Source organism: Chitinophaga horti (genome assembly GCF_022867795.2).
Taxonomy (GTDB): Bacteria; Bacteroidota; Bacteroidia; order Chitinophagales; family Chitinophagaceae; genus Chitinophaga; species Chitinophaga horti.
In genome coordinates, this window is sequence record NZ_CP107006.1 from 2,860,694 (window position 1) to 2,884,036 (window position 23,343).

Consider the following 23,343-nt stretch of genomic DNA (forward strand, 5'->3'; position numbering starts at 1 on the left):
CATAAGGTTTCTTGCAGCCAGTGAAGGAAAACTGTATTACCTTCCGGCCCCAGGCCCAGGAATATGTAATACAGTTTTCCGATAGAATTAGATTAGCACCAGTAGTAATTACCCTGATTGCTACCTTCACAGCAATAGTTATGACAGCTGGTACCACCTACACTTGGAGGGCAGGTACCATAAGCGGGCATGTAACCAGATTCTACGTGGCAGTACCTGGTACAGTTCTGTGGGCAGGGATTACCATTGCTTCCACCTGGTGTGCCGGGACCACTTCCACCCGTTACGTTTTTCAGCTGGATTCTTGTCAGCACTTCCGCGCCTTCCAGTTGCTGGAGATTCAATTTTAACTTTTTCATTTCTGGGTTTCTTAATAAGTTAACAATGACTTCAAACGCGTTATTACTGCAGGCTAACAGGTTATGAAGTACTTTCAAAACCAAAATTACCTGTCGTCGTTCGGCTATATCCGGAACGAAAATAATTACGTGCTATTGCTAGCACCAGTAAACGTGATCTGTCTCACAACAATAATTATGACAACCCGGAGGAGCGCTCGGCGGACAAACGCCCCAGGCAGGGAAGTAACCATCCATCACGTGGCAATACCGTGTGCAGTGAGAGGGACAAGGATTCCCATTACTCCCCCCGGCGTACCAGGACCTATAGGCCCGCTCCCCCGGTTACATTCTTTAGCTGCGCCCGGGTCAGCACTTCCGCGCCTCCCATTTGCTGAAGATTCAACTTTAATCTTTTCATTTCCCAAAACTTTAAATTGTGTATAATATGCTCCGGTTGAGGACTCAACAGGGTTCATCCAACACAGGAGCGTTTCAGGAACGAAACTAACTATGCTCATTCGGTTATATCCGGTATTAACATGCCCGGTCAATCCTTCACACAAGGTACAAACACGGCCTGCGGTGAAAAACACATATTCTTCATCTCCTCCCCTGCCATAGACGCTTCCCGCGTGAGCGGCTCTCCGTACCGGAAAAACATGCCGGACACCATCTGCCCTTCTTCTGTATAGTAATAAGTGCGCCGCAACCGGTCGTACTTAATCGGAAAACCCATCTCTTTCATTTCGGTGAGAATTTCGCAAAGCGTCGTTTTACTCAGCCGGTTCTTACAGGCAAATGCGGCAAGATCGCCGGTAGCCTTGTTTTTTATCATCTGATTGATATACTGTAACCGTTTGAAATGCTTCGATATCGCCATGTCTTCAAAATTTACGGAAGTGAATTAATCGATCAGGAAGTACTTAAGGTCGTTAACTGTATACATATCGGGCAGTTGAAAGTAGGCTCTTTCCGACTCGTCGGCCACGGGCATGGATATGTAGAAAGTAGGCGTGAACGCGATGGACGCCAGGTTGCTCCAGTCCCACATTTCCTTTACCTTTTCGGTTTGCTGCTGCAGTTCGCCGTTTAACGGGAACTTTTGTGCAAAGGCTACGTAATCCTTTTTATCGGACAGGTACCATTCGTCGAGGGCGTTGCGGGTCAGCTGTTCATTATCCTTGGCTGCAATCGCCAATAAATGTTTCACTGGTGGCGTTTTCATATCTGTATCATCGCCCGTAGCAGTGAAAATAATCTGCAACTGTACCTCCTTATTATGTTCCAGCAACTCCTCCATCATCGGGTGTGCCTGGGCGCAGGGGCCGCAGTAGGGGTTGCAAACTTTTAGTATTCTGAACGGTGCATCGGCCTTCCCTAACGTGATACCTAATCCATTGCTGGGGTGTTCGAGCCTTTTTTGTTTCGATAGCAGGGCTTCGAACATTTGCGGATTCTGTTTCAGCCGTTGTAATTCGATCTTACGCTGCCGGCTTTCCTTGGCTTTTTCAAAGGCAGGCATGGCGGTCATCACTGCCAGCGCTGTAAATACAAGGCAGGAAAGCAGCAACAAGTAGCTGTTGCCAGGAATTTCGCCTAATGGAAGTGCGAGGTGAAATCCGCCTGCCAATGCCGCAACGAATTGTAACACCAGCAGGCCCTGCACCGCCAGGCACAGCACACACCATTGTTTGGCCACTTTATACTGGAAGTAAACGGAATACACCGTGTAAGGCAATGCCAATACATTCATCCATGCTACGAGTTGCAGCACCGATGTATTGGCCACCCCGCTGACGAACAATGCCATCAGCGTTCCCATAAAGTATGAAAAGCCGATGCTGCTCCAGCTTTGTCCAAATATTTTAGCTGCTTTTGAATTTAAGATGGCGGCGCAATTTACCTTTACACCAGCCTGGCAAACTTGTTTGAGCGCCGGGTTATGTTGATCAATCTCATGCCATAACAGCATCGCCCCTACGACGCAACCCATCAGCGTGACCAGGGTGAAAATGATAGGAAATACGGATGCCGTTACCGGCTGAAGAAAAGCGGTGATCAGGCAAGCAAGTAAAGTAAGTATAGGCAATACAAAAATGAGTGCGCGGTTAAGCGTTTGCTTTTGTTTTTCTTTATGTTGATTCCCTGCAAAGTTTTTCTCGCCTGCATTATCCTCTTTGCCTACGAGCAGCACCGTGCCCGTGTATATCTTTTCAAATGCCTCCGCAGAAAGCGTTTCCTTCTTTTTTGATCCGGGGTTATACAACGCGACCTCGTTTGCAGAGAAATTGGTAACCGTGGCAAACGCCGGCCCCACCTGGCTTGTATTGATCCGCGCCATAAAGGGCGGTTTGATCTCCGGCTCCAGCGCGATCATCGACCATGGAATCTTATAAGGCAAACATGCCACGTTATAAGACGCTCCTATCACATCGGCAACGGCCTGCAGGTTAGGATATTCGGGATGCTGCAACAACTCATCCCTTAGGTAGGTCCTCGTGTAAGGCACCTGGATACTCGATAACAAATACGCAGTAGCATCCTCGCAATGTTGCATAGGCAGTAATAAACGTGAGAAAAAAGACATTAGACGGGTACATTTGGGTTATAAACGGGTTTACATCATTTTAACAGCAGTTGGGTCACTAACTTGGGCACAAAAAAACATTCTCTCTTAATCGTATCTAAAAGTAACAAACACTTTTTATTTCCAGAAAAAATATTTTTATTTGGAAGACATTAACCCAAACCCCCTCGCTTGAAAACACAATTCACGTTTTACAAACAACTGAACGCAATGGACTGCGGCCCTACCTGCCTGAGAATGGTAGCGAAATCCTATGGCAAACATTTTACTGCCGACACTTTACGTCAACAAGCCGGCTTTAGTAAAGGAGGCGTGTCGATGCTCGGCATCAGCGATGCTGCGGAAAATCTCGGCTTTCGCACCAGGGGTGTTAAACTCACTGCGAAACAACTGCAGGACGTTACGCTGCCGGCTATACTGCATTGGGACCAAAATCATTTCGTCGTCGCGCACCCCGACTCCTTTCCCGGTGAAAGATCGATACGTAATTGGTTTAAGAAAGAAGATTCCGTCACCATCGCCGATCCAGGCAAGGGAATTATTCGTTACAGTTACCAGGAGTTCCTGCAACATTGGGCATCTGCTAAAAATGATCATGGAGAAGATATGGGTATTGCCTTGTTGCTGGAGCCCACGCCAATGTTCGAAGAGCAGGAAAGTGAAAAAGAACAGAAACTAAGCTGGGAGCGCGTCACAAAATACCTGCTTACCGCGCAGTGGCAGATATTCCAGGTGTTTACCGCATTGCTGATCACCTCTCTCATCGCCCTTATTTTCCCGTTCCTTACGCAAGGCATTGTAGATACAGGCATCAGTACACAGAATATGAACTACGTGACCGTCGTGCTGATCGCGCAGGTGATGCTGACATTCAGCCAGACGATCGTGGGCTTCATCCGAAGCAGATTATTACTTCGGATATCGAACATTCTGAATTTGCAGATTTTGTCCGACTTCTGGATCAAACTTACCCGGCTGCCCGTCTCCTACTTCGATATTCACCATACAGGCGACACCTTGCAGCGCATCAACGATCACCGCACCATACAAGGCTTTCTAACCGGAACGGCGCTGAATACCGTATTCTCCTTCCTGAATTTTATTGTGTATGCTGTTGTACTGATGATCTACAGTGTGGAACTATTTTTTGTGTTTGGCCTGGGCAGCATCATCTACTTCGCCTGGGTGCAACTATTTTTACGCATCCGCAGGAAGTTGAATTACGAAACCTTTCACCTGTCCGCCAAAGAAAACAACGCCACGCTGGAACTCATACAAGGCATGCAGGAAATACGCATCAACAACGCAGAAAAACAAAAACGGTGGAACTGGGAGAATATCCAGGCGCATCTGTTCAAACTCAATTTTAAAAGCCTGAACTATAGCCAGGTACAAAGCGCGGGTGCCACGTTCATTCATAGCATACAGGGCATCGTGATCAGTTTTATCGTAGCAAAGCTGGTGATAGATGGCAAACTGACGTTAGGCGCTATGCTGGCCGTGCAATATGTGATCGGGCAACTTAGCGGCCCTATACAACAATGGGTAGGATTTGTACAGAGCCTGCAGGATGCGAAAATCAGTATGGAGCGCCTGAACGAAATCCACCAGCTGGATAATGAAGAAGACAGCACCAAACACTACATAGCCCAACTACCCGATCACAAAACCATCACGATCGCCGATCTTTCATTTACTTATCCCGGTGCAGGCAACGATCCTGTATTGGAACACATCAACCTGACAATACCCGAAAAAAAGGTGACGGCTATTGTGGGCGCGAGTGGCAGCGGAAAAACAACGCTGGTCAAAATACTACTTAAAATATACCAGCAATACACCGGAGAAATAAGGATCGGTGCAACGCCTCAAATACCGCTGCCGGGCATGGACATAGATGCATCCACCGGCATGAAGTTTGGCTTTATCAGTCATCCCTACTGGCGAAGCATTTGTGGTGCGGTATTACAGGATGGATACATTTTTAACGACAGCATTGCCCGTAACATCACCGTGGCCGATGAAATCATTGATCACGCCCGCCTGCTGCAAAGTGCACGAATTGCAAACATACATTCCTTTATAGAATCGCTGCCCAATGGCTACTACACCACGTTGGGCGCCGACGGCACAGGATTAAGCCAGGGACAAAAACAAAGAATACTTATTGCCCGCGCCGTGTACAAAAATCCGGATTACCTGTTTTTCGACGAGGCTACCAATGCGCTCGATGCCAATAACGAAAAGGAAATCACCACGAACCTCGAACGCTTCTTCCGGGGAAAAACGGTTGTGATCGTCGCACATCGGCTGAGTACCGTGCGCAACGCGGATAAGATCGTGGTGCTGGACAAAGGAAAGATCGTGGAAGAAGGCACGCACGACGAACTCACCAGCCTCCGCGGCAAATACTACCAGCTGGTAAAAAACCAACTGGAGCTTGGATCGTAAACCCTTAACCCACTATCACGATGCACAACTACCAATCTGCCATTCAGCTGCTTACCAATGAAACGCTGGATGAAATAAAACCTGACAGTGCCTTCCGGGAGCGTTCAGAACTGGCGCAGGAAATCATCAGCCGTAAGCCGGATTTTTATGAAAGATGGGCGCTGCCTATGTTCCTGGCGCTATTATTATTGCTCGCTGCCGGCACCTGGTTCATTAAATACCCAGATATTGTTCCGGCCAGCGCCACACTCACCGGTAACAACGCCCCGAAAGAGATCGTTACCCGGCAGGCTGGGAAACTGACGGCCATCTTTGTCAGCAATAACGATAGCGTGAAGCAAGGCGATATTTTAGGCTGGATAGAATCTAATGCCGACACCCGCGAAGTCATCGACGTGAGCGACCGACTGAACGCTACGGTGCTGCTGCTGGAGAAAGGAGCGCCTGAAAACATTGCTACCCTCGTGAATAAACGTTTCACACGACTCGGAGAGTTACAAACTTCGTATCAAACGTTTATTTCGGCGTGGCAACAGTATAACGATTACCTGGTCAACGGTTTTTATGCAAAACGAAAAAAGATGTTGCATCGTGACATCGCTGCTTTACAAACCATCGAACAACAGGTAAGTACACAAAAACGGCTCACCACAGAGGATAACAGTATTGCCAGCACTACTTTCGACATGTATAAGCAGTTATACGAGGAGAAAGTGATATCCGCTGAAGAGTTTCGTAAGGCACAAAGTGTACTGTTAAGCAAGCAGCTATCGCTTCCGCAGGTAGATGCAAACATCATTTCCCAACAAAACCAGATCCGGGAGAAACAAAAGGAAATAGACCAGGTAGCGCACGACATTTTGCAGCAGCAACAAACGTTTGAACAGGCGTTGTACACCTTAAAAAGCGAGGTAGACCAATGGCTGCGCAACTATACGATACAGGCGCCCGCCGATGGAAAAGTAGTATTAGCACTGCCCTTACAACAACACCAGTTTTTAGAGCAGGGAAAACTGATCGGCTACGTAAACCCGGCGAACAGCCAATACTACGCAGAAATTAAACTGGCGCAATATAATTTCGGCAAAGTAGATACGGGTATGAAAGTACAATTGCGCTTCGTAGCTTACCCTTATCAGGAAACAGGTTTTCTGCAGGGAACCTTGAATTATGTATCGGAAGTGGCGGTGGATAGTGGATTTATCGGCACGGTGCGGCTCGACCAGGGTTTGCTGACCAACCAGGCGAAAACGATTCCTTATAAAAACGGATTAAAGGCGGATGCGCTGATCATAACGCGGGATATGCGGTTGCTGGAGCGCCTGTATTACTCCGTTATAAAAACTACCTCGATAGATAAATAATCCGCCCCGGTTTAGCAGCCGGAGCGGAATCGGTATTATCTGCGTTCCACAGTCACCTTCAGGAAGGTAGCGGGTATCAATGTTTTATCATTGCTACCGCTCTTATTCTGACTGGTGAACAGGGCATCCAGCTCCTGTCTTAATTCTTCTGCCTTTCCGTTCTTTTCGGCCGCTTCAAAAGCGTTCATAGTAGGGCCATAGTAGTTTTTAAACCTGTCGAGGAAGTCGGACGGGCTTTCATCGATCTCAAATTCGAATGTGGCCTTTTCGAAAGAGATGTCTTCTTTCGCGACACCGGCATTACCGAAGCGCTCCGTCACGTGGCTTTCCACGCCCCACAACATCGGGCTGATAAAGCCTTCTGGTGGCGGTGGTGTGTAGGCGGAGCAGGTTTTGAGGATCTGGGCCACCAGCGTAGCATCGCCGGGTATCCAGTTGCCCATCACGATTTTACCACCGGGGCGCGTAACACGCACCAGTTCATTTGCTACCTCCTGTGGTTTGGGGGCGAACATAGCACCGAAAATAGTTACCGCCATGTCGAACTGCTGATCTTCCAACCCCTGCAGGTCGGTCGCATCTCCTTCCTGGAAGGCGATGTTAGTGAGGCCCTCTTCCTTCACACGGCGGTTGCCCGCTTCTACGAGGTTGCGCGCAATATCAACGCCCAATACATCGGCGCCAAGACGTGCGGCAGGAAGCGCCGTGGTACCGTCGCCGCAACCGAGGTCCAATACTTTCAGGCCTTTGGTGACGCCTAATTTAGATACGAGTGCAGTACCGCTGGTACGCATAGTTTCGGCGAGTTTAGTAAAGTCGCCCTTTTCCCACAATGTTTTGTTTGGATTCATGACCAATTGTTTACGTAGATATTGCCCACCGGTAGCTGTTGGTGCAGACTAATTTTGGGATTAACCTGTAGGCAATATTCTGGGGTTATAAAATATGTTTCCTCTAAAGGCCGACACTGGGCCGTTTTCAGGAGCAAATGTAAAGGGACACCCGAAATTAACAAGGTCAACCACTGGTTTTAGGAAAACTTTAACCAATACAGAATTTATGCTATCTTAACAACGTTTAACCCGATGCTGCCGCGATGCAGCCGCTGATACCTAAACCCATTTTCATGCGCATTGCCTATCTCATTTTAGCCCATACAAACATCCCGCAACTTGCTACCCTTATCGAACTGTTAACCAGGGACGGTCATGCCTGTTGTTTTGTACATCTCGACAAACGATTGTATCACCGACGCCACGCGGCTTACCTGCGCAAGCATTGCCGGCCGGGAAGTTATCACCTGCTGCCAGGCCCGAATGTCATTAACTGGGGAGGCTTTTCGATAGTATTGGCGAGTTTGCGGCTGATAGACCAATGCCTCAATTACCGGCACGAAAAGTTTGCATACCTTTCGCTGATAAGTGGAATGGACTTACCACTGAAAAGCACCGAACAATTTGTCGCCTATCTGGGCAAACATCAACACCCAGCGTATATGGAAACATTTACATTGCCCGACAGTAGCCGCTGGGGCGGCAGTGGTGGCCTCGACCGGCTGCACTATTATTGGTTTACCGATGAACTGAGCCGCCCGGAAGTACATAGTCTTGTAGCCAGCCAAAAGCAGGCCGGTGCGCGCAGGAACATGCCTGCCAGCCTGCACCAGATGTATGGCGGCTCCCAATGGTGGACCATGTCGCACGCCAGCGCCGAATATATGATTGAGTACGTTAACAACCATCCGGAGGTGGTCCGTTTCTTCAAGCACAGCTACGTACCTGATGAGATATTTTTCAACACCATCCTTCACAATTCCCCCTTTTCAGCAGCTATTTACCAGGGCAACCTGCGGCACATCGACTGGAGCGCGGGCGGAAGTTCTCCAAAGACATTTACCAGTGCCGATTTCGATATGCTGATTGCGCAGGACGCCTGGTTCGCCAGGAAGTTCGACATGTTGGTAGATGCAGACATTATCGAACGGGTAAAAGCGCATGTTGCGCAGTAAGGGTTAATTATTCGTCTGCTGCGCCTGCGCGCCGGTATAGCGTTCTCCCACGATCTTTACTTTCGACAATGCTTCCGTCAGCTGCCGCAACTCGTCTGCCGCGAACGCCACATCTGCCGACCACATATTCTCCTGCAAATGCGCCAGTTTGGTCGTACCGGGAATAGGCACGATGAACGGCTTCTGCGCGAGTAACCAGGCTAACGCCACCTGCGCCACTGTAAGTCCGCGCTGATCGCCAAATTCCTTCAGGATGTCGATCAGCGGCCAGTTAGCAACGATGGCTGTAGGTTGGTAGCGGGGCACCCTCGTATTCATAGCGGCTTACCAACAGTGGCCTGGTGTGCAGGAGAACTACACCTCTCCCCCAACTATTTCGGAGACCTGATCAAAAAAGAAACCGGCCGCTCGGCGCAGGACTACATTCAATCGAAAGTGATCGACATCGCTAAGGAACGCGTGCTGGGAGAACAAAATTCGATCGGTGAAATAGCTTACGAACTCGGATTTAAGTACCCGCAACACTTCACCCGGCTTTTTAAGCAGCGTGTGGGACAAACGCCGAACGAATACTGAACATTGCATGGTTAGCACAGGAAGATCGGCCACCAGCAAAGCTCAGCCGTAATACAAGTGGAAAAATTATTTTGATTATCGCAACCCCATCCCCTAATTTTGCGCCCTGTTAAGAGACAAAAACTATCCACCATTTAATCTGGCTGGTCAGCATCGGCCCCGTAGCGCGCATATGAAACATAGTGAGCAACCGTACCTGATTGTAATTGATAATGATGAGGATGATCACAAGGCAATACGGGAGTGTTTTGCCCAATCCTCGCCCGGGAACGCTATCAAAAGTTTTTATGATGGTCCGGATGCATTGGTATATCTGTCTACATGCAAAACAGACTGCCTGCCCCGACTGATACTGCTTGACTTTAACATGCCAAAACTTACCGGCATAGAAGTCATGGAAAACATCCGGCTGATGCCACATATGGCAGGTGTACCTATCGCCATGTGGACGAGTTCCATGAGCCCTGAGCATCGGCGGCTGGCTGCTGAGAGAGGCGTAGTAGCTTATTACACGAAGCCCTATTCCCACGCGGAGTTAACCCAGTTGGTGGAAGAGTTGCAGCAGTATATCAGCATGCAAAAATAAACAGCCCCGGCAAATGCCAGGGCCGTACTCTCCATTTATCAACTTAAAAACTACTGGCTTACCTTCTCTTTCACCTGCTCCAGCGACACATTCTCCGCTAATACGACGCCGTTGCCGTCCAGCAGGAACATGGCGGGAATTGCTTTCACGCCGTAAGCTTTAGAAATATCCTGCCTGTCGAGGAAACTGAACCAGGGTAATTGCTCTTCCGCCGCTGCCTTTTCCCAGGCTTTCTGGTCTTTATCGATAGAAACGCTCACAATCTCCACTCCTTTCGATTTCATTTCGTCGTAGAAAGCTTTAAGACCGGGTATAGACTTGCGGCAAGGCATACACCACGACGCCCAGAAGTCGACCAGTACATATTTTTTGCCCTGGGCGATTTTGCTGAAAGCCACAGGTTTCTGCTGCTCGTCCGCAAAGGCCAGTGATGGTGCTTTTTTACCGAGGTAACTGCGTGGGTACAGCTCTGCCGACGCCAGTTTGCCGTAGTAACTCCTTTTAGCCTCTGGCGAGAACTGGTCGAAAATCTCCTTTTGCTCCGGGGTGAGGTAAGACAGCTGGTGCATCAACAGGAAAGGTCCCCACCAATTATTCTTATCGGCAAGGATCATGCGGTTCGTGCGAGCGCCTACCGTGTCGAAAAAAGCTTTTTCATCGCGGTTCAGCTTGTCGTAAGCAGCGCTGGCATGTAACTGCTTCAGCAGCACGGTATCGTTTTTTTGAGAAGCCTCCGAGGTTTGCTGCATGATTTCTTTATTATCGTCCTGGTACTTTGTGTACAAACGCTCCAGCTCGTCGCGCCCGGCGGTTTTCTTTACAAACAGGTCGTGGGATTTGCTGCCGGTGATCTTTACGTTTGACAGTGCGTGTATCGGCTTACCCTGTTGCTCGGTTAACTGCGCGTTACCAGTAACATTAATGGCTGCATTCTCCGCCATCAGCTCGAAACCGCTGTACTCCCCTGCCAGTTGCACGTAGAACAGTCGTGGAGTGGATACGCTGCCTGTAAACACAAACTTCCCGTTTTTCACCACGGCGGAGTCTACGGGTTTCTCATCGCTGTGGGTCGCGGCGGGCAACATATATATTTTCACCCCATCTTCCAGGCCGGTGATTTGTCCTTTAACCGAATATTTTCCGTTTTGCGCCAGGGCTGGTGTGGCGGCGAACGCACCTGACACCATGCAGGCGCTTACAATCCATTTCTTCATTATTATTGATTTACGTTTTGTTTAATAGTACCGTTACCTGGATTATTGATGGCTCCCAGCGGGAAAGGCATCGTCCACAAATGCGATTCCGGCTTCAGGCTAAGGGTTACGTTATCCGCTTTTTTCGTTAACGTACGGGCGTATTGCGGGTCTTTATTGAAGCGACGCATGTCGGCGAAGGCGACGATCGTAAACAGCATCTCATTTTCTTTCGTGCGGCGGATGAGGTTGATGGCATCCCTGGTATTGGCCGCGCTTAGCGCCGTGTACGACTGCGGCAGTATACGTTTTGCACGCACCGCGTTCAATGCCTGCATGGCGCCGGTCAGATCATTATTGCGGGCCAGGCATTCTGCTTTGATGAGATACACTTCTGCAGTGGTGATGCCGCCCTGGTTGTAGCGGCCGGCTGTAATTGACTGGTAATAGGTTTCATTGCCCAGCGTCCGAAGCTTCCAACGGGCGGCGAAACTGGCGTCGCCGGGTTCAAAGCGGCCGGCACGATCTACCCGCACGTCGTTCTCCGAGCTTGCAAATGCCACTTCGCCATGCCCGAAAATATAGTTCTCGACATAGTCATACCCTTTTGGCGAAGGCAGCGAAGGGTATAATCCCGGCTGTTCAATGAGGTCTTTGTAGGACTCGTAATAGGCGGTCCAGTCGAACAACTGGTCGTTTTCCGCCAGTGCCATATCGGCGGCCTGTAACGCTTCGGGATAGTTGCCCATTTGCAGGTACACCCTCGCCCGGAAGGCATGTGCAGCAGCAACCGTAGCATGCACCACCGTAGCGCCGTCAGCAGGCAGATCGGGCAAAGCTTCCGTAATGTTGAGCAGGATGTAATCATACATTTCCTGGATGGTTACCTGTTTATGCGGCGCGCTGATATCAGCACTTTCGATCAGCGGTACAGATAATTTGCTGCCGGCATTGGCGGCTTCATACGTATCTGCATAATAGTTTACCAGCACGAAATAGTGCATAGCGCGCGCCAGCTTAGCCTGTGCCACCAGCGTTTTTCGTTGCTGCTCCGTGGCTTCGGTAGCGGTAGGCACGTATTGCACCAGCAAATTAAAGGTGGAGATAGCTGCGTAACCGGTGTAGTAAGTACCTTCTGAAGTATTGTTGAAGTTGATGCGGCTGGTACCTTCTTCCCACATGTAATTGATACGCGACAATTGCGAGTAGTTCAGGTTTTCCTGGCGTTCGTAATAATCGTTCAGTAACAACGTAGCCTGCGCAATCGGGAAACGCTGATTGGTATATTCATCGCGCATCAGTGCCTCGAAATCGGCCAGTGTTTTAGGGATTTTACGCCCCTTCGGCACCACGTCGAGGTAATCGTTACAACTGCTTAACACGGTGGCGAACAGCAGCACGAATGGTATAAAAACAGTGAATTTACACTTCATGATCATTTCTTTTCGTTCATAACTAAAATCCGAGATACAGGCCCCATACATAGTTTGGCCTTCTATAGCCGCCCATCAGAAATTTGGCATCCTTATCCGCCGCCAGCGTAAATAAGTTTTCGACGTTAAACTGCAGGCGCGCACTTTGCATGAAAGCCTTCGCTATTATCGCCTGCGGCACATTCCATGCGAGCGAAATATTACTCAGGCGAATATTGCGGGCGTTCAGCACATTGATGGAGGAATTAGCGTACAGTGTATAAGTATCTGAGTTGAAGTCGGGATCTTCTGCAAATAAGGCCTTCGGCACATTCGTCCGCAGCTCGTCGCCCGGTTCCCGCCAACGGTCTGTGATACGCTTGTGCACGGAGCCGAACTGTGTCATGTAACTGAATACATTGTAATTGTATTCGTTATTCAACATCGGCAGGTTGCTATTACGCATTTTATGCCCGCCTTCATAAGTAAGCAGGAAAGCCAGTGTAAGCCCTTTGTAACTGAGGGCGCTGTTAAACGAGCCGCTGTAAATGGGCACCGTGGTACCACTGTACTTCACCGCAGCCAGGTTGGGCGGCGATACCAATGCTTTATTCTTCGTTTCGTCGTACACCTGCGGCAGGCCCTCTTCATTTAAGCCGGCCCACTCATAGCTGTAAATAGCATTAAACGGGTTACCTACGCGCGGATACGCCTCCGGGTAATCCATCTGGTAGATGTACATCGGCGCTTCCACCTTTACGTGAGTCACTTTATTGCGGTTGAAGGCAAAAAGGCCTGTCACGTTCCAGTTCCAGTCTTTGCTTTTTATTATATCTGCGGATACGGTTACTTCTACGCCATGGTTGGTCATTTCTCCGTTATTGATCTGGTAGGTGGCAAAACCAAAACCTTCCGTAGGTACGCCCATGGTATTCGCCAGCAGGTCTTTGCCTTTCTTGTTATAGTAATCCACCGAACCGGTAATACGGTTATTGTACATCGCGAAATCTACCCCCACGTTGCCTGTAAAGGTACGTTCCCACGACAGCAGCGGGTTGGGCCGACTGGCAATTGATCCCTCCAGGCCCCCCAGCTGGTTGTTGCTGTAATAGAAAGCAGTCATGTATGGGGCTGAGTTTTTAGCGATATTTCCGCCCAAACCATACGAGCCGCGCAGTTTCAGGAAGGAAACGAAACCGGGTGTAAAGAAGTTTTCCCGGTAGATGTTCCAGCCAAGCCCCACCGACCATAACGGTTTGCGTTGATAACGGGCGTCGGTACCCCAGAGGTTCGACCGATCCCAGCGAAGACTACCGCTCACCAGGTACTTATCGTCGTACGAATAACCTGCATTACCGTAAAACGACACAAAACGGTTGATTGTTTCCTGGTCGTAGCCAAGGTCCCGGGCAGAGAAACTGCCATTAAAGAACAGGCCTTGCGCTCTCGCGAGGTCAGCGGCATTCACGAGATCGTAACTCAGCACGTCCGGATCATAGTTGTATTGTGTTTGCTCGTTAAATTCCAGCTTAGCGTGGCGAGTTTCCGAACCAAAGATGGCAGTCAGGTTATGTTTACCGAAACTACGGTCGATGTTCAATTGCTGGCGGAAAGTATATGCGCTGCTTTGCCTTGAATTACGGTTGTAAATGTGGCCATAGGGCAGTTTATAAAAGAACCCTTCAGCGGCCGTATAACCTGCAAAACTGTTTACGCGATTGCGCACGTAGTAGCTGTTTTTATCGTAGAGGCGACTAAAGCGCTGGTTATTATTTTCATACTGAAAAGATGACTGGTAACTGATCCAATCTGCAAACCGAACTTCCAGCCGCGCAACACTGCGACTGTTAAACGACTTATTATGCCCGATATTACGACTGATCTCATCCAGCGGTGTTACATTGGCACTGTACAAACCATACTGGTCGATGATCGACAGATCATTTACGCTTAAGCGCGAGCTGGCCAGGGAGGTGAAATGTGAGCCATCGGCATTCACCAATCTGTCATATGGCATCACCGTATATCCCGGCGACAGCGCATTAAATGCTTGTTCACGGCTATCACCGGCAAGCAGGTAGGTGCCCACTTCGAGATCGAGCCATTTGGTAAGGTGGGCGGTGTTGCGGATATTGATGCCGAGGTTCCGGTCGCTGGCATAACGATCTTCCAGCGCATCGTCGCGGTAAGTAGCCGAGGCGTAGAATGCGTTTTTTTCCCCCGCGCTGGCAATACTTACGTTATGTTGCTGCAGGAAAGTGTTACGTTTGGCATAACGCGCCATATCATCATAGTAATTGTAACCACCGGCGGCCAGTGACGCCAGTTTCGCATCCAGCTGTTGTTGCGTGATGTTGCCTGCATAAAAATCGAAGTATGCATTGGCGCCCTGGTTGATGTATGCTTTATTGTCCAGCATCGATTGTGCGTACGACGCGGCATCCGGCCCCTGTAAGCCAGGATTACCTGCGGCCCATTCTTTTTCCAGCTCCACCAGGTCGGCCGCATTTGCCCTGTTACCGGTGTAAAAATTATACGGCTGAAACGTGAACGTACTCGAAGCATTTACCTGCGGACGTCCCTTCTTTGCTTTTTTGGTAACGATCACGATCACACCGTTAGCCGCGCGGGCACCGTAAATCGACGCAGCAGCGGCATCTTTCAGCACTGTTATTTTTTCTATATCCTCCAGGTTAAGGCCTGGCAAGGCTTCTGTAATATCACCAAACGAATTGAGCGAAGTGTTTTCCACGGGCAAACCGTCTACCACGTATAAAGGCGACGTGACCCCGTTCATGGAAGTAGTGCCGCGGATGAGACCATTGTTGTAACCGGCCACACGCCCTTCCAGCAGGGAGTTGAGATTGCTGAGCCGCTGCTGTTGCAGTACTCCCGCAGTAACCGTAGCGAATGCACCCGTAGCACGCTCCTTACTTAGCGTTTGATACCCGGTGGCGTAACTGTTGATCACCACCGCTTCCAGCGAATCGGTAAGCTGTTCCATCACTACTTCAAAACTGATGGCAGCCGGTTCGTTAGTCAATGTTTTAACGCCCGCAACCGCACTCCCGTTCAACAAGCGCGACAAACTGATCTCTCTCGACTTGAATCCCAGCGAGGATACCTGTAACACCGCGTTCTCACTCACCCGCTCCAGCGTAAACATGCCATTGGCATTGGTGGAGGCGCCGGTGGTGAGTCCGCGCAGGCGCACCGAGGCGCCGGGTAAAGGTTCACGATCGTTCGTAAAAACAATACCCGACACCTTCAGTTCGCGGGGTTGCTGTGGCGCAGTAATTGCTTCCACAGGCTTCTCTGAAAGAAAAATGGTTTGTACCGATATGCGGTACTTTAATGGTTGGTTTTTGAGCACTTCGTCGAGGAACGCCGGCAACGGCATATCGCGGGCATCAATGGTTACAGGCGGCCTGTTTTTCAACAGACTTTTGTTATACATCACTACGAAGCCGGCCTGTTTTTTTATGGCAGAAAACACCTTTTCGAGCGGCACCTCCTTTCCTGAGAAGGTAATACGTTGTGAGGCGACTTTGGCTGATACGTGCATGCACAGCACGAGTAAAAGAAAACTGGTTAATCTCATGATCCGCAGCATTTGATGGAGAGGGCGCTGCGTTCCGGCAGATGCGCCGGTATTGCTGCCTGCCCCAGGTAACAGGTACAATGCCCGGCCAGGAGCGTGCGTACGCCACCGCCCTCCAATAACACATTTTTGCATAAATTGCAGTGGTTTTGGTTGAAAAATGTTGTGAGATACAATTTTATACCTGACCCTTATTACACCGGAAGTGACGCCAATCACTTCCGGCTTTTACAGGCCGGTTTACGTCTAAAGTTGTGTTATTACGGTAATATCACCAGCCTCCTGCCAGCTTCCATCCTGAATTTGATCTTTAATTCTTCCAATCCGATAAGTACGCCCGACAAAGGTTCATTGCGGCTCATTTCACCGCCGAGGGTAATGTCAGGCACTTTTCCTTCATATACGATATCGAGGTCGTACCAGCGCGCCAATTCGCGCATCACATCCTCTAATTTCCTGTCCTCAAAATTGAACAAGCCGTTCTTCCAGGCCATCACAGCGTCTACGTGCGCGTTTTGCACCACCTGCAACTGCCCATTACCCAGGTTCGCCTGCTGGCCGGGCCGCAGCACGACCGGTTCGTCATTGCCTGTAACGCTTACCTTGCCATCCAGCAAAGTGGTGCTGGCGATCTTCTCATCCAGGTAGGCTTTTATGTTAAAGCGGGTGCCTAATACTTTTATTTCCGAGGATTGATTTACCTGCACGGTAAATGGTTGCGCATCATTCTTCGCCACTTCGAAATAGGCCTCGCCTGAAACTTCCACGCGGCGTTCTGCGCCTGTAAAAGCAACGGGGAATTTGATCATAGTTGCTGAGTTGAGCCAAACCCTGGTACCGTCTGGCAGCAGTAGCGAAAACTGGCGGCCGCGCGGGGTGTTAACGGTATTGAAACGGACTGCATCCGCTTTACCAGATTGCTCATCGTAGGCCAGCTGCCCTTTCAGTAAACGAATACGGCTACCACCCTGTCGCGCCACTTCTCCGTCGGGCAAACTGTCGAGCAACACTTGTTCGCCGTTATCGAGGGTGAGTATGGCGCCTTCCCTGCCGGGCAACACGTCTTGTATGGTAGTGACGGCCAAATCAGGGGCGGCTTTTTGCGCGGGCTTTAACCAGATATAGGTAGCAGTGCCACCAAGCAACAATATAGCTGCCGCAGCCCAGCCCCATCGCCGCATAAAATGCACCCGGTGTACCGGTGCTACCGGCCGTGGCACAGGTATACGCTCCAGTTCACTGAGCTGTGCCGACAGCCAGTCGTTATCGGCAAAAGCATCCGCCAACTGCCGGTTCGCGGGATGTTCGTCCATCCACAACGACAGCTGTTGCTCCTCTTCGGGCGTAATGCTGCCATCCAGCTTCTTCAGGAGCCACCGCTCCAGCCTATCTATGCGATGTTGGTCCATACAGGTAAAGATGCCGGCCAAAATGACGAGCCTCCATGTATACCACAAGGAAGCTGGCGTTTTAACCAAAGGATCTGAAAAATAATTTTAGAAAGTCTTAAGCAGGAGTAATAATGCGAAGAACCCTTTATCCGACAGGCGGAAGCGCAACAGCTTCAGGGCGCGGGACTTCTGGTTCAGCACCGTTTGAGGAGAAATGCCTAACTGTTCGGCCACTGCCGCGGTAGACATCTTCTTTATAAATAGTAGTTTAAAAACGTTCCCACACTGTTCCGGCAGCCGGTCGATCTCATTAAACACCTCTGCCAGCACCCTGGATTTCAGCATTTCCAAGTCGGCCTTTTCTTCCCCTTCGGGAGACAGGTACAACAGTTCCTGGTGAGAAAGCTCGTGCCGGTCGCGTGCTTTCAGGTAGTTGAAGCAGCTGTTACGCACGCTTACATACAGAAATGACTTGATATCTGATAAGTTATCGAAGTCGGTCCGTTTGTTAAACAGTTTGATCATGCTTTCCTGTGCGATATCTTCCGCCTCTCCCTCGTGTTCAATGATCTGCCGGGCGAAGTATACCAGGCCACGATAGTACTTCTCATACAATGCAGCCGTGCCGGCCCCGGTACCTTCCCTGAAAAGCCGGATCAATTCGATTTCACTATACGGTTGATTGGTCTGCAAAACGTGCGCTGGATTACTTTGGCTGGCAAGCTATAAATAATGCGGGAGAAAACTCAATATTTTTACCTACTTTCACGCCGCAATTGGTTTTTAACGGTGCGTTCAGCCCGTTAAAATTAATAGGGAATCAGGTGCAAATCCTGAGCAGACCCGCTACTGTAAGTTCTGTTGAACACTTCGACATCCTCATTGCCACTGTTTTTGGTATACTAAGAACGGGAAGGCCGTCGAAAGTGAGAACAAGCCAGGAGACCTGCCACTGCAGATAGATTAAAGCCTTCGCGGATGAGGCTTTAATACATGAAACTGAAATGATTTCAGCTGTTTATTGTCGTATCCCATCCAGCCACCTGCTGGGAAATTAACTATTGATGTATATATCAGTTACATCAAAAGCGTTGCTATTAGCGCTTTTGACATCTATTTGTATCAACCTGTACGGGCAGTCTGTCCCGAAGGATACTGCTGCCGTAAAAACGCTTCGTGGAGTTACGATCTACACATCTTCCTATAAAGAAATTATTCCCGCGCAACAACTGCATGGCGAACAGCTTAAAAGCCTGAACAGCTTCTCCGTTGCCGATGCCATCCGGTACTTTGCCGGTGTGCAGGTAAAGGATTACGGCGGTATTGGCGGCCTTAAAACCGTAGATATGCGCAGTATGGGCACCAACCATATGGGCGTGTTTTACGATGGCATACAATTAGGCAATGCGCAAAACGGGCAGATCGACCTGGGCAAGTTCTCGATGGACAATATCGAATCGATCTCCGTGTATAATGGCCAGAAGAGTGAGATCTTTCAACCCGCCAGGGATTATGGATCGTCGGGTACCATCTATCTTCGCAGCCGCAAGCCAGTATTCGATTCTGCACAAAGCACGCACATTAAAGGCGTGTATAAAACCGGCTCGTTCGACCTGGTAAACCCTTCGCTGTTATTCGAGCAAAAGATCACCAGCAACGTGAACGCTTCGTTCAGCGGGGAGTATATAAAGTCATCGGGGCGGTACCCCTTCCGCTACAAACGCGTATTTCATGATTCCAAAGACGTAGCCTGGGACACCACTGCCATCCGGCAGAACGGCGATATTGAAGGCTTGCGCCTCGAGAGCGGCCTGTATGGCAACATTAGCCGCGGCTTCTGGAGTGCTAAAGCATACTTCTATAACGCTGAAAGAGGTATACCCGGCGCCATCGTGAACAACGTCTGGAAACGCTCGCAGCGCCAGTGGGACCGCAACCTCTTCCTGCAGGGATCTTTTCAGAAGAATGTGCTGCCGAAGTACGACATCCAGGTCAACGCCAAGTACGCCAACGATTACATGCGTTACCTGAACCCCGATACGACTTTGATGTACCTGGACAACAACTTCCGGCAGCAGGAATGGTACGCATCCGTGGCGAACAAATACAGCATCACGAAAAAGATCGACATCAACCTTTCTACCGATTTCCAGTATAACACCCTTAGCTCTAACCTAGACGGCTTCGTATTTCCCGAGCGGTTTACGTCCCTGGTCGCACTGGCCGGTGCGGCGGAACTGGGTAAAGTAAAGATGCAGGCCAGTGTGTTAGGCACCTTTATACATGAACGAATTAACCGTGGCAACACCTCCGCCGGTGATGGAGCGGTAGCAGCGCCCGCCAAAAGAGAACTGACGCCTGCGGTGTTCTTCTCCTACAAGCCGTTTACGAAAGCTGACTTCAACATCCGGGCCTTTTATAAAAACATCTTCCGGATGCCGACTTTCAATGACCTCTATTACACCGACATAGGCAACATCGCGCTGGAACCGGAGTACACACATCAATACAACCTTGGGGCCACCTACCAAAAGAGTCTTAAAAACGGCCTGCTGCGCGAATGGAAACTGCAGGCCGACGGCTACTTCAATAAAGTGACCAACAAGATCGTCGCCGTACCAAAGGGCAGCGGCATGTACCGTTGGATGATGATGAACATCGGCACCGTGGAGATCAAAGGTGCGGACGTGGTATCGGATCAGGCCTTCGCGCTGGGGACCGACCTGGTACTGAATGTAAGACTGGCCTACACGTACCAGGTAGCGCAGGACTTTACCCGGCGTAAAAACCCGGAGCTGGAAAAGATCACCTACGGCGGCCAGATCCCCTACATTCCCTGGCATAGCGGCTCGGTGATAACCAGCATCCTGTTCCGCGACTGGCGACTAAACTACAGCTACATCTATGTGGGCGAACGCTATCACAACTCGGCGAATATACCCGAGAACTACGAGCAGCCGTGGTATACGAGCGACCTGTCCGCCTCAAAAGAAATCAAGCTAAAAAAGTTTCGCTTGAAAGTATCGGGGGAATTGAATAATGTGTTTAACCAGGATTACGAAGTCGTACTGAACTACCCGATGCCGAAACGCAATTACAAAATCATTTTATCCGTTGAGTTATGAGAATATACCCGATACTATTCCTCCTCCTGGTATCGCTTACCTGCTGCAGGAAGGACGTGGAAGTATTCATCAATGAGGACACTAACCTGGATTCTACCGCCAACAACGGTTTCGCGGGCTTCTACCTGCTGAACGAGGGCAACATGGGCAGCAACAAAAGCACCCTCGATTACTTCGATTACACCACCGGCAAATACCAGCGCAACATCTACGCGGTATACAATCCCACCGTACCCAAAGAACTGGGCGATGTGGGCAACGACATCGCTATTTACGGCGGCCGCCTGTATGCCGTAATCAACGCCTCCAACAAAGTAGAAGTGATGGATGCCCGTACGGCCAAACGCATCGGGCAGATAGAGATTCCCAACTGCCGTTACATTAAGTTCGATAAAGGCTTCGCGTATGTAACGTCTTACGCCGGGCCTATCGAGATCAACCCCAACTATACGCAGAAGGGCTATGTAGCGAAGGTAGATACCGCCACCCTGGCCATTGCAGATGAATGTATGGTAGGCTACCAGCCCGACAACCTGGAGATTACAGGCGGTAAGATTTACGTCGCCAACTCCGGCGGCTACATGGGCGCGGGCAGCACCGAAAAGTATGAACGTACGGTATCTGTAATCGATCTGGCCACGTTCAAAGAAGAGAAACGCATCGATGTAGCGTATAACCTGCATCACATTAAAGCAGATAAACGTGGTGACCTTTGGGTTACATCGCGGGGCGATTATAAACAACTCCCCTCCCGTTTGTACTTCATTGACAAAGTGCAGCAAAAAGTGACCGACACTTTACCTATAGCGGCGAGTAATTATTACCTGGACGGCGATTCGCTGTACATCTACAGCACCGAGTGGAGTTACATCACTTACTCCAACGTGATCAGCTACGCCATCGTTAATACCCAAACCCGCGAGGTAGTGAGCCGTTCCTTTATTACCGATGGAACTGTCGACGAAATTGAAGTACCCTACGGCATTATGGTACACCCCGTTACCAAAGATATTTATGTAACAGACGCAGGCAACTATGTGTCGCCGGGCATACTGTATTGTTTTTCGAAGGATGGTAAAAAGAAATGGAGCGTTCGCACCGGTGATATACCAGCCCATTTTGTGTTATTGCCTAAATCATAAACCAAATAAAAATTAATGAAACATTTCATTCTTGTGCTGCTCGCGGGCGCCATCTTTCTTGCTTCCGCCTGTAGGAAAGAACAGTACCTGCCGCCCACCATTATCGGGGTCGAAGCCGATACGACCATCCTGAACATCGGTGATAAGATCGTACTGGCGCCCGACATCACCAACCTGAAAGGCAACAAGTACGCCTGGCTGGTGAACGGCAAAGAAGTAGCATCCGGTCAAACCTTTTATACGTTCGAAGCTACCGACTCCGGCCATTTCGCGGTGACGTTCCGCATCAACAACAAAGGCGGTAATGATGAACAGGTTTTTCCTGTTTATGTAGAAAAGCCCATCAGCATTACTTTGGCTGATCAACTGGCGGTATCGATGTGTAATGTGCTCGAAATTAAACCAACGATCGCCGGTCCGGACCGCGACGACTACAGTTATGTATGGAAAGTCGGCGACTCTGTTATCAGCAAAACCCGCGACCTGAACTTTATAGCGCCTGATCCGGGCACGTACACGCTCACATTGAGTGCTACCGCCGGTAAACAATCGACCACGATCAGCCGCCCTATCACCGTGAAAGCGGAAACGTATGTGAAGAATGCTTACACGCTGCTCGAGTACCTGCCTGCACCCGCAAAAGGACAAAACTGGTCGGTGATCGGGTACCCGGACTCCTGGAAGTATGGTGTAGAATTTCCGCTGGCTTACAACGACTACCTGGCTAAATCCAGCGAGCTGCGTAAAACAACCTTCAGCGCCGGCCTGGTGCTTGGGTCCTGGGGCGGTTCCGCCACGTTTAAGTTTGATCATACGGTAGTAAATGCTGCCGGTAAACCAGACATCGAAGTAACGGCCATCTATTCCCGCCTGGACGTTCCGGGTGTATATGTTGCTTACGACCGCAACAAAAACGGCAAGCCGGATGCAGACGAATGGTACGAAATCAAAAATGATGATTACGGCATCGATGACCTTCCGGACTACCAGATTACCTATACTTACGACAGGCTCGAAACAGATGGCAGAAGAATCTATCACTACTTCGACTGGAAAGACAACCAGGAAACCGTGGTAGAGGGCGAGGTACAATATGCAAAGGTCATTACCTCTTCCATGACTACAGGCAATGTGATGTCTACCAAAGGCTTCTTCCCCGGCTATTACATGCCGGACACCGCGACGAAGAAAATGGTCGTGATGGACGGATGGGCCAGTTCTTTCACCCGTAAAGGCAAACGTATCAGCAGGAACGTATCGGGTGCAGTGCAGTTCCAGCAGAAATTAAACATTGACATTGATATGGCCGTAAATGCCAAAGGCGAATTCGTGACCTTACCGGGCATCGACTTTATCAAAGTGCAGAAAGTAGTATATCCATTTCAGCTGGATACTGGCTTAGGCATCGTGAAAGACTGGAACATGGAGGAAGGCAGGCTTACACAATTATTCGGCATACTGGACAAACATCTTAAAAACTAAAAGCCTGGCAATACTGAAGACGTGGCAGTAAACTTATAGTACGTACTGCCCCGCTTTTAAAACACTCATCAATCTGATAAAATG

Annotated in this window: 18 protein-coding genes and 1 riboswitch; of the genes, 8 read left to right on the forward strand and 10 right to left on the reverse strand. The window is 49.7% G+C overall.

Annotation, left to right across the window (positions count from 1 at the left end; translation table 11 throughout):
- Positions 1-92: 92 nt before the first annotated feature.
- The 3 genes from MKQ68_RS11540 to MKQ68_RS11550 all read right to left on the reverse strand — a co-directional run bounded on the left by MKQ68_RS11540 (position 93) and on the right by MKQ68_RS11550 (position 2,898).
- Complete coding sequence (locus MKQ68_RS11540; protein WP_244843262.1) at positions 93-359, reverse strand: hypothetical protein; 267 nt, start codon at positions 357-359, stop codon at positions 93-95.
- 529 nt (positions 360-888) lie between these two features.
- Positions 889-1,176, reverse strand: a complete 288-nt coding sequence (locus MKQ68_RS11545) for a hypothetical protein (RefSeq protein ID WP_264283425.1) — start codon at positions 1,174-1,176, stop codon at positions 889-891.
- Between the two features lie 69 nt (positions 1,177-1,245).
- Entirely contained in the window at positions 1,246-2,898 is a 1,653-nt protein-coding gene (locus MKQ68_RS11550; RefSeq protein ID WP_264283426.1) for a vitamin K epoxide reductase family protein, read from the reverse strand.
- A gap of 201 nt (positions 2,899-3,099) precedes the next feature.
- Between MKQ68_RS11550 and MKQ68_RS11555 the strand changes: the two genes are divergently transcribed.
- Both MKQ68_RS11555 and MKQ68_RS11560 read left to right on the forward strand, forming a co-directional pair.
- On the forward strand, positions 3,100-5,379 hold the full coding sequence (locus MKQ68_RS11555; RefSeq protein ID WP_264283427.1) for a peptidase domain-containing ABC transporter: 2,280 nt from the start codon (positions 3,100-3,102) through the stop codon (positions 5,377-5,379).
- Positions 5,380-5,399: 20 nt separating this feature from the next.
- Positions 5,400-6,743, forward strand: a complete 1,344-nt coding sequence (locus tag MKQ68_RS11560) for an HlyD family secretion protein (RefSeq protein ID WP_264283428.1) — start codon at positions 5,400-5,402, stop codon at positions 6,741-6,743.
- A 35-nt stretch (positions 6,744-6,778) separates the two neighbouring features.
- Here MKQ68_RS11560 and MKQ68_RS11565 read toward each other — a convergent pair whose 3' ends face one another.
- The gene (locus MKQ68_RS11565) at positions 6,779-7,594 is read right to left on the reverse strand and encodes a class I SAM-dependent methyltransferase (RefSeq protein WP_264283429.1); all 816 of its coding nucleotides are present in this window, start codon (positions 7,592-7,594) and stop codon (positions 6,779-6,781) included.
- 275 nt (positions 7,595-7,869) lie between these two features.
- Between MKQ68_RS11565 and MKQ68_RS11570 the strand changes: the two genes are divergently transcribed.
- The gene (locus MKQ68_RS11570) at positions 7,870-8,751 is read left to right on the forward strand and encodes a beta-1,6-N-acetylglucosaminyltransferase (RefSeq protein WP_264283430.1); all 882 of its coding nucleotides are present in this window, start codon (positions 7,870-7,872) and stop codon (positions 8,749-8,751) included.
- A gap of 3 nt (positions 8,752-8,754) precedes the next feature.
- On the opposite strand, the gene MKQ68_RS11575 is transcribed toward MKQ68_RS11570, so the two are convergent.
- Complete coding sequence (locus MKQ68_RS11575; RefSeq protein ID WP_255861525.1) at positions 8,755-9,069, reverse strand: aldo/keto reductase; 315 nt, start codon at positions 9,067-9,069, stop codon at positions 8,755-8,757.
- A 15-nt stretch (positions 9,070-9,084) separates the two neighbouring features.
- On the opposite strand from MKQ68_RS11575, the gene MKQ68_RS11580 reads away from it, so the two are divergent.
- Both MKQ68_RS11580 and MKQ68_RS11585 read left to right on the forward strand, forming a co-directional pair.
- Positions 9,085-9,327: a helix-turn-helix domain-containing protein gene (locus tag MKQ68_RS11580; RefSeq protein ID WP_349773812.1), complete on the forward strand. Its 243-nt coding sequence runs from the start codon at positions 9,085-9,087 to the stop codon at positions 9,325-9,327.
- 172 nt (positions 9,328-9,499) lie between these two features.
- Complete coding sequence (locus MKQ68_RS11585) at positions 9,500-9,913, forward strand: response regulator (protein ID WP_244843278.1); 414 nt, start codon at positions 9,500-9,502, stop codon at positions 9,911-9,913.
- A gap of 50 nt (positions 9,914-9,963) precedes the next feature.
- Here the strand turns inward: MKQ68_RS11585 and MKQ68_RS11590 are convergent, their stop codons facing one another.
- The 5 genes from MKQ68_RS11590 to MKQ68_RS11610 form a co-directional block, all read right to left on the reverse strand.
- On the reverse strand, positions 9,964-11,127 hold the full coding sequence (locus MKQ68_RS11590; RefSeq protein ID WP_264283431.1) for a TlpA disulfide reductase family protein: 1,164 nt from the start codon (positions 11,125-11,127) through the stop codon (positions 9,964-9,966).
- 2 nt (positions 11,128-11,129) lie between these two features.
- On the reverse strand, positions 11,130-12,539 hold the full coding sequence (locus tag MKQ68_RS11595; protein ID WP_264283432.1) for a RagB/SusD family nutrient uptake outer membrane protein: 1,410 nt from the start codon (positions 12,537-12,539) through the stop codon (positions 11,130-11,132).
- 22 nt (positions 12,540-12,561) lie between these two features.
- Positions 12,562-16,119 (reverse strand): SusC/RagA family TonB-linked outer membrane protein, encoded by a 3,558-nt coding sequence (locus MKQ68_RS11600; RefSeq protein WP_264283433.1) that lies wholly within the window; start codon positions 16,117-16,119, stop codon positions 12,562-12,564.
- Between the two features lie 260 nt (positions 16,120-16,379).
- Complete coding sequence (locus MKQ68_RS11605) at positions 16,380-17,528, reverse strand: FecR family protein (RefSeq protein WP_264283434.1); 1,149 nt, start codon at positions 17,526-17,528, stop codon at positions 16,380-16,382.
- Between the two features lie 87 nt (positions 17,529-17,615).
- On the reverse strand, positions 17,616-18,203 hold the full coding sequence (locus MKQ68_RS11610; protein WP_264283435.1) for an RNA polymerase sigma factor: 588 nt from the start codon (positions 18,201-18,203) through the stop codon (positions 17,616-17,618).
- Between the two features lie 67 nt (positions 18,204-18,270).
- Positions 18,271-18,478: riboswitch (cobalamin riboswitch) on the forward strand.
- A 138-nt stretch (positions 18,479-18,616) separates the two neighbouring features.
- Between MKQ68_RS11610 and MKQ68_RS11615 the strand changes: the two genes are divergently transcribed.
- The 3 genes from MKQ68_RS11615 to MKQ68_RS11625 are packed head-to-tail and all read left to right on the forward strand — an operon-like array spanning position 18,617 to position 23,259.
- A complete protein-coding gene (locus MKQ68_RS11615) occupies positions 18,617-20,635 on the forward strand; it encodes a TonB-dependent receptor (RefSeq protein ID WP_264283436.1) in 2,019 nt (672 codons plus the stop codon).
- Positions 20,632-21,777 carry a YncE family protein gene (locus MKQ68_RS11620; protein ID WP_244843305.1) on the forward strand — a complete coding sequence of 382 codons (1,146 nt, stop codon included), beginning with the start codon at positions 20,632-20,634 and terminating at the stop codon, positions 21,775-21,777. Before MKQ68_RS11615 ends, MKQ68_RS11620 begins: the two co-directional genes overlap by 4 nt.
- 15 nt (positions 21,778-21,792) lie before the next feature.
- Positions 21,793-23,259, forward strand: a complete 1,467-nt coding sequence (locus tag MKQ68_RS11625; protein WP_244843306.1) for a PKD-like domain-containing protein — start codon at positions 21,793-21,795, stop codon at positions 23,257-23,259.
- Positions 23,260-23,343 lie beyond the last annotated feature (84 nt).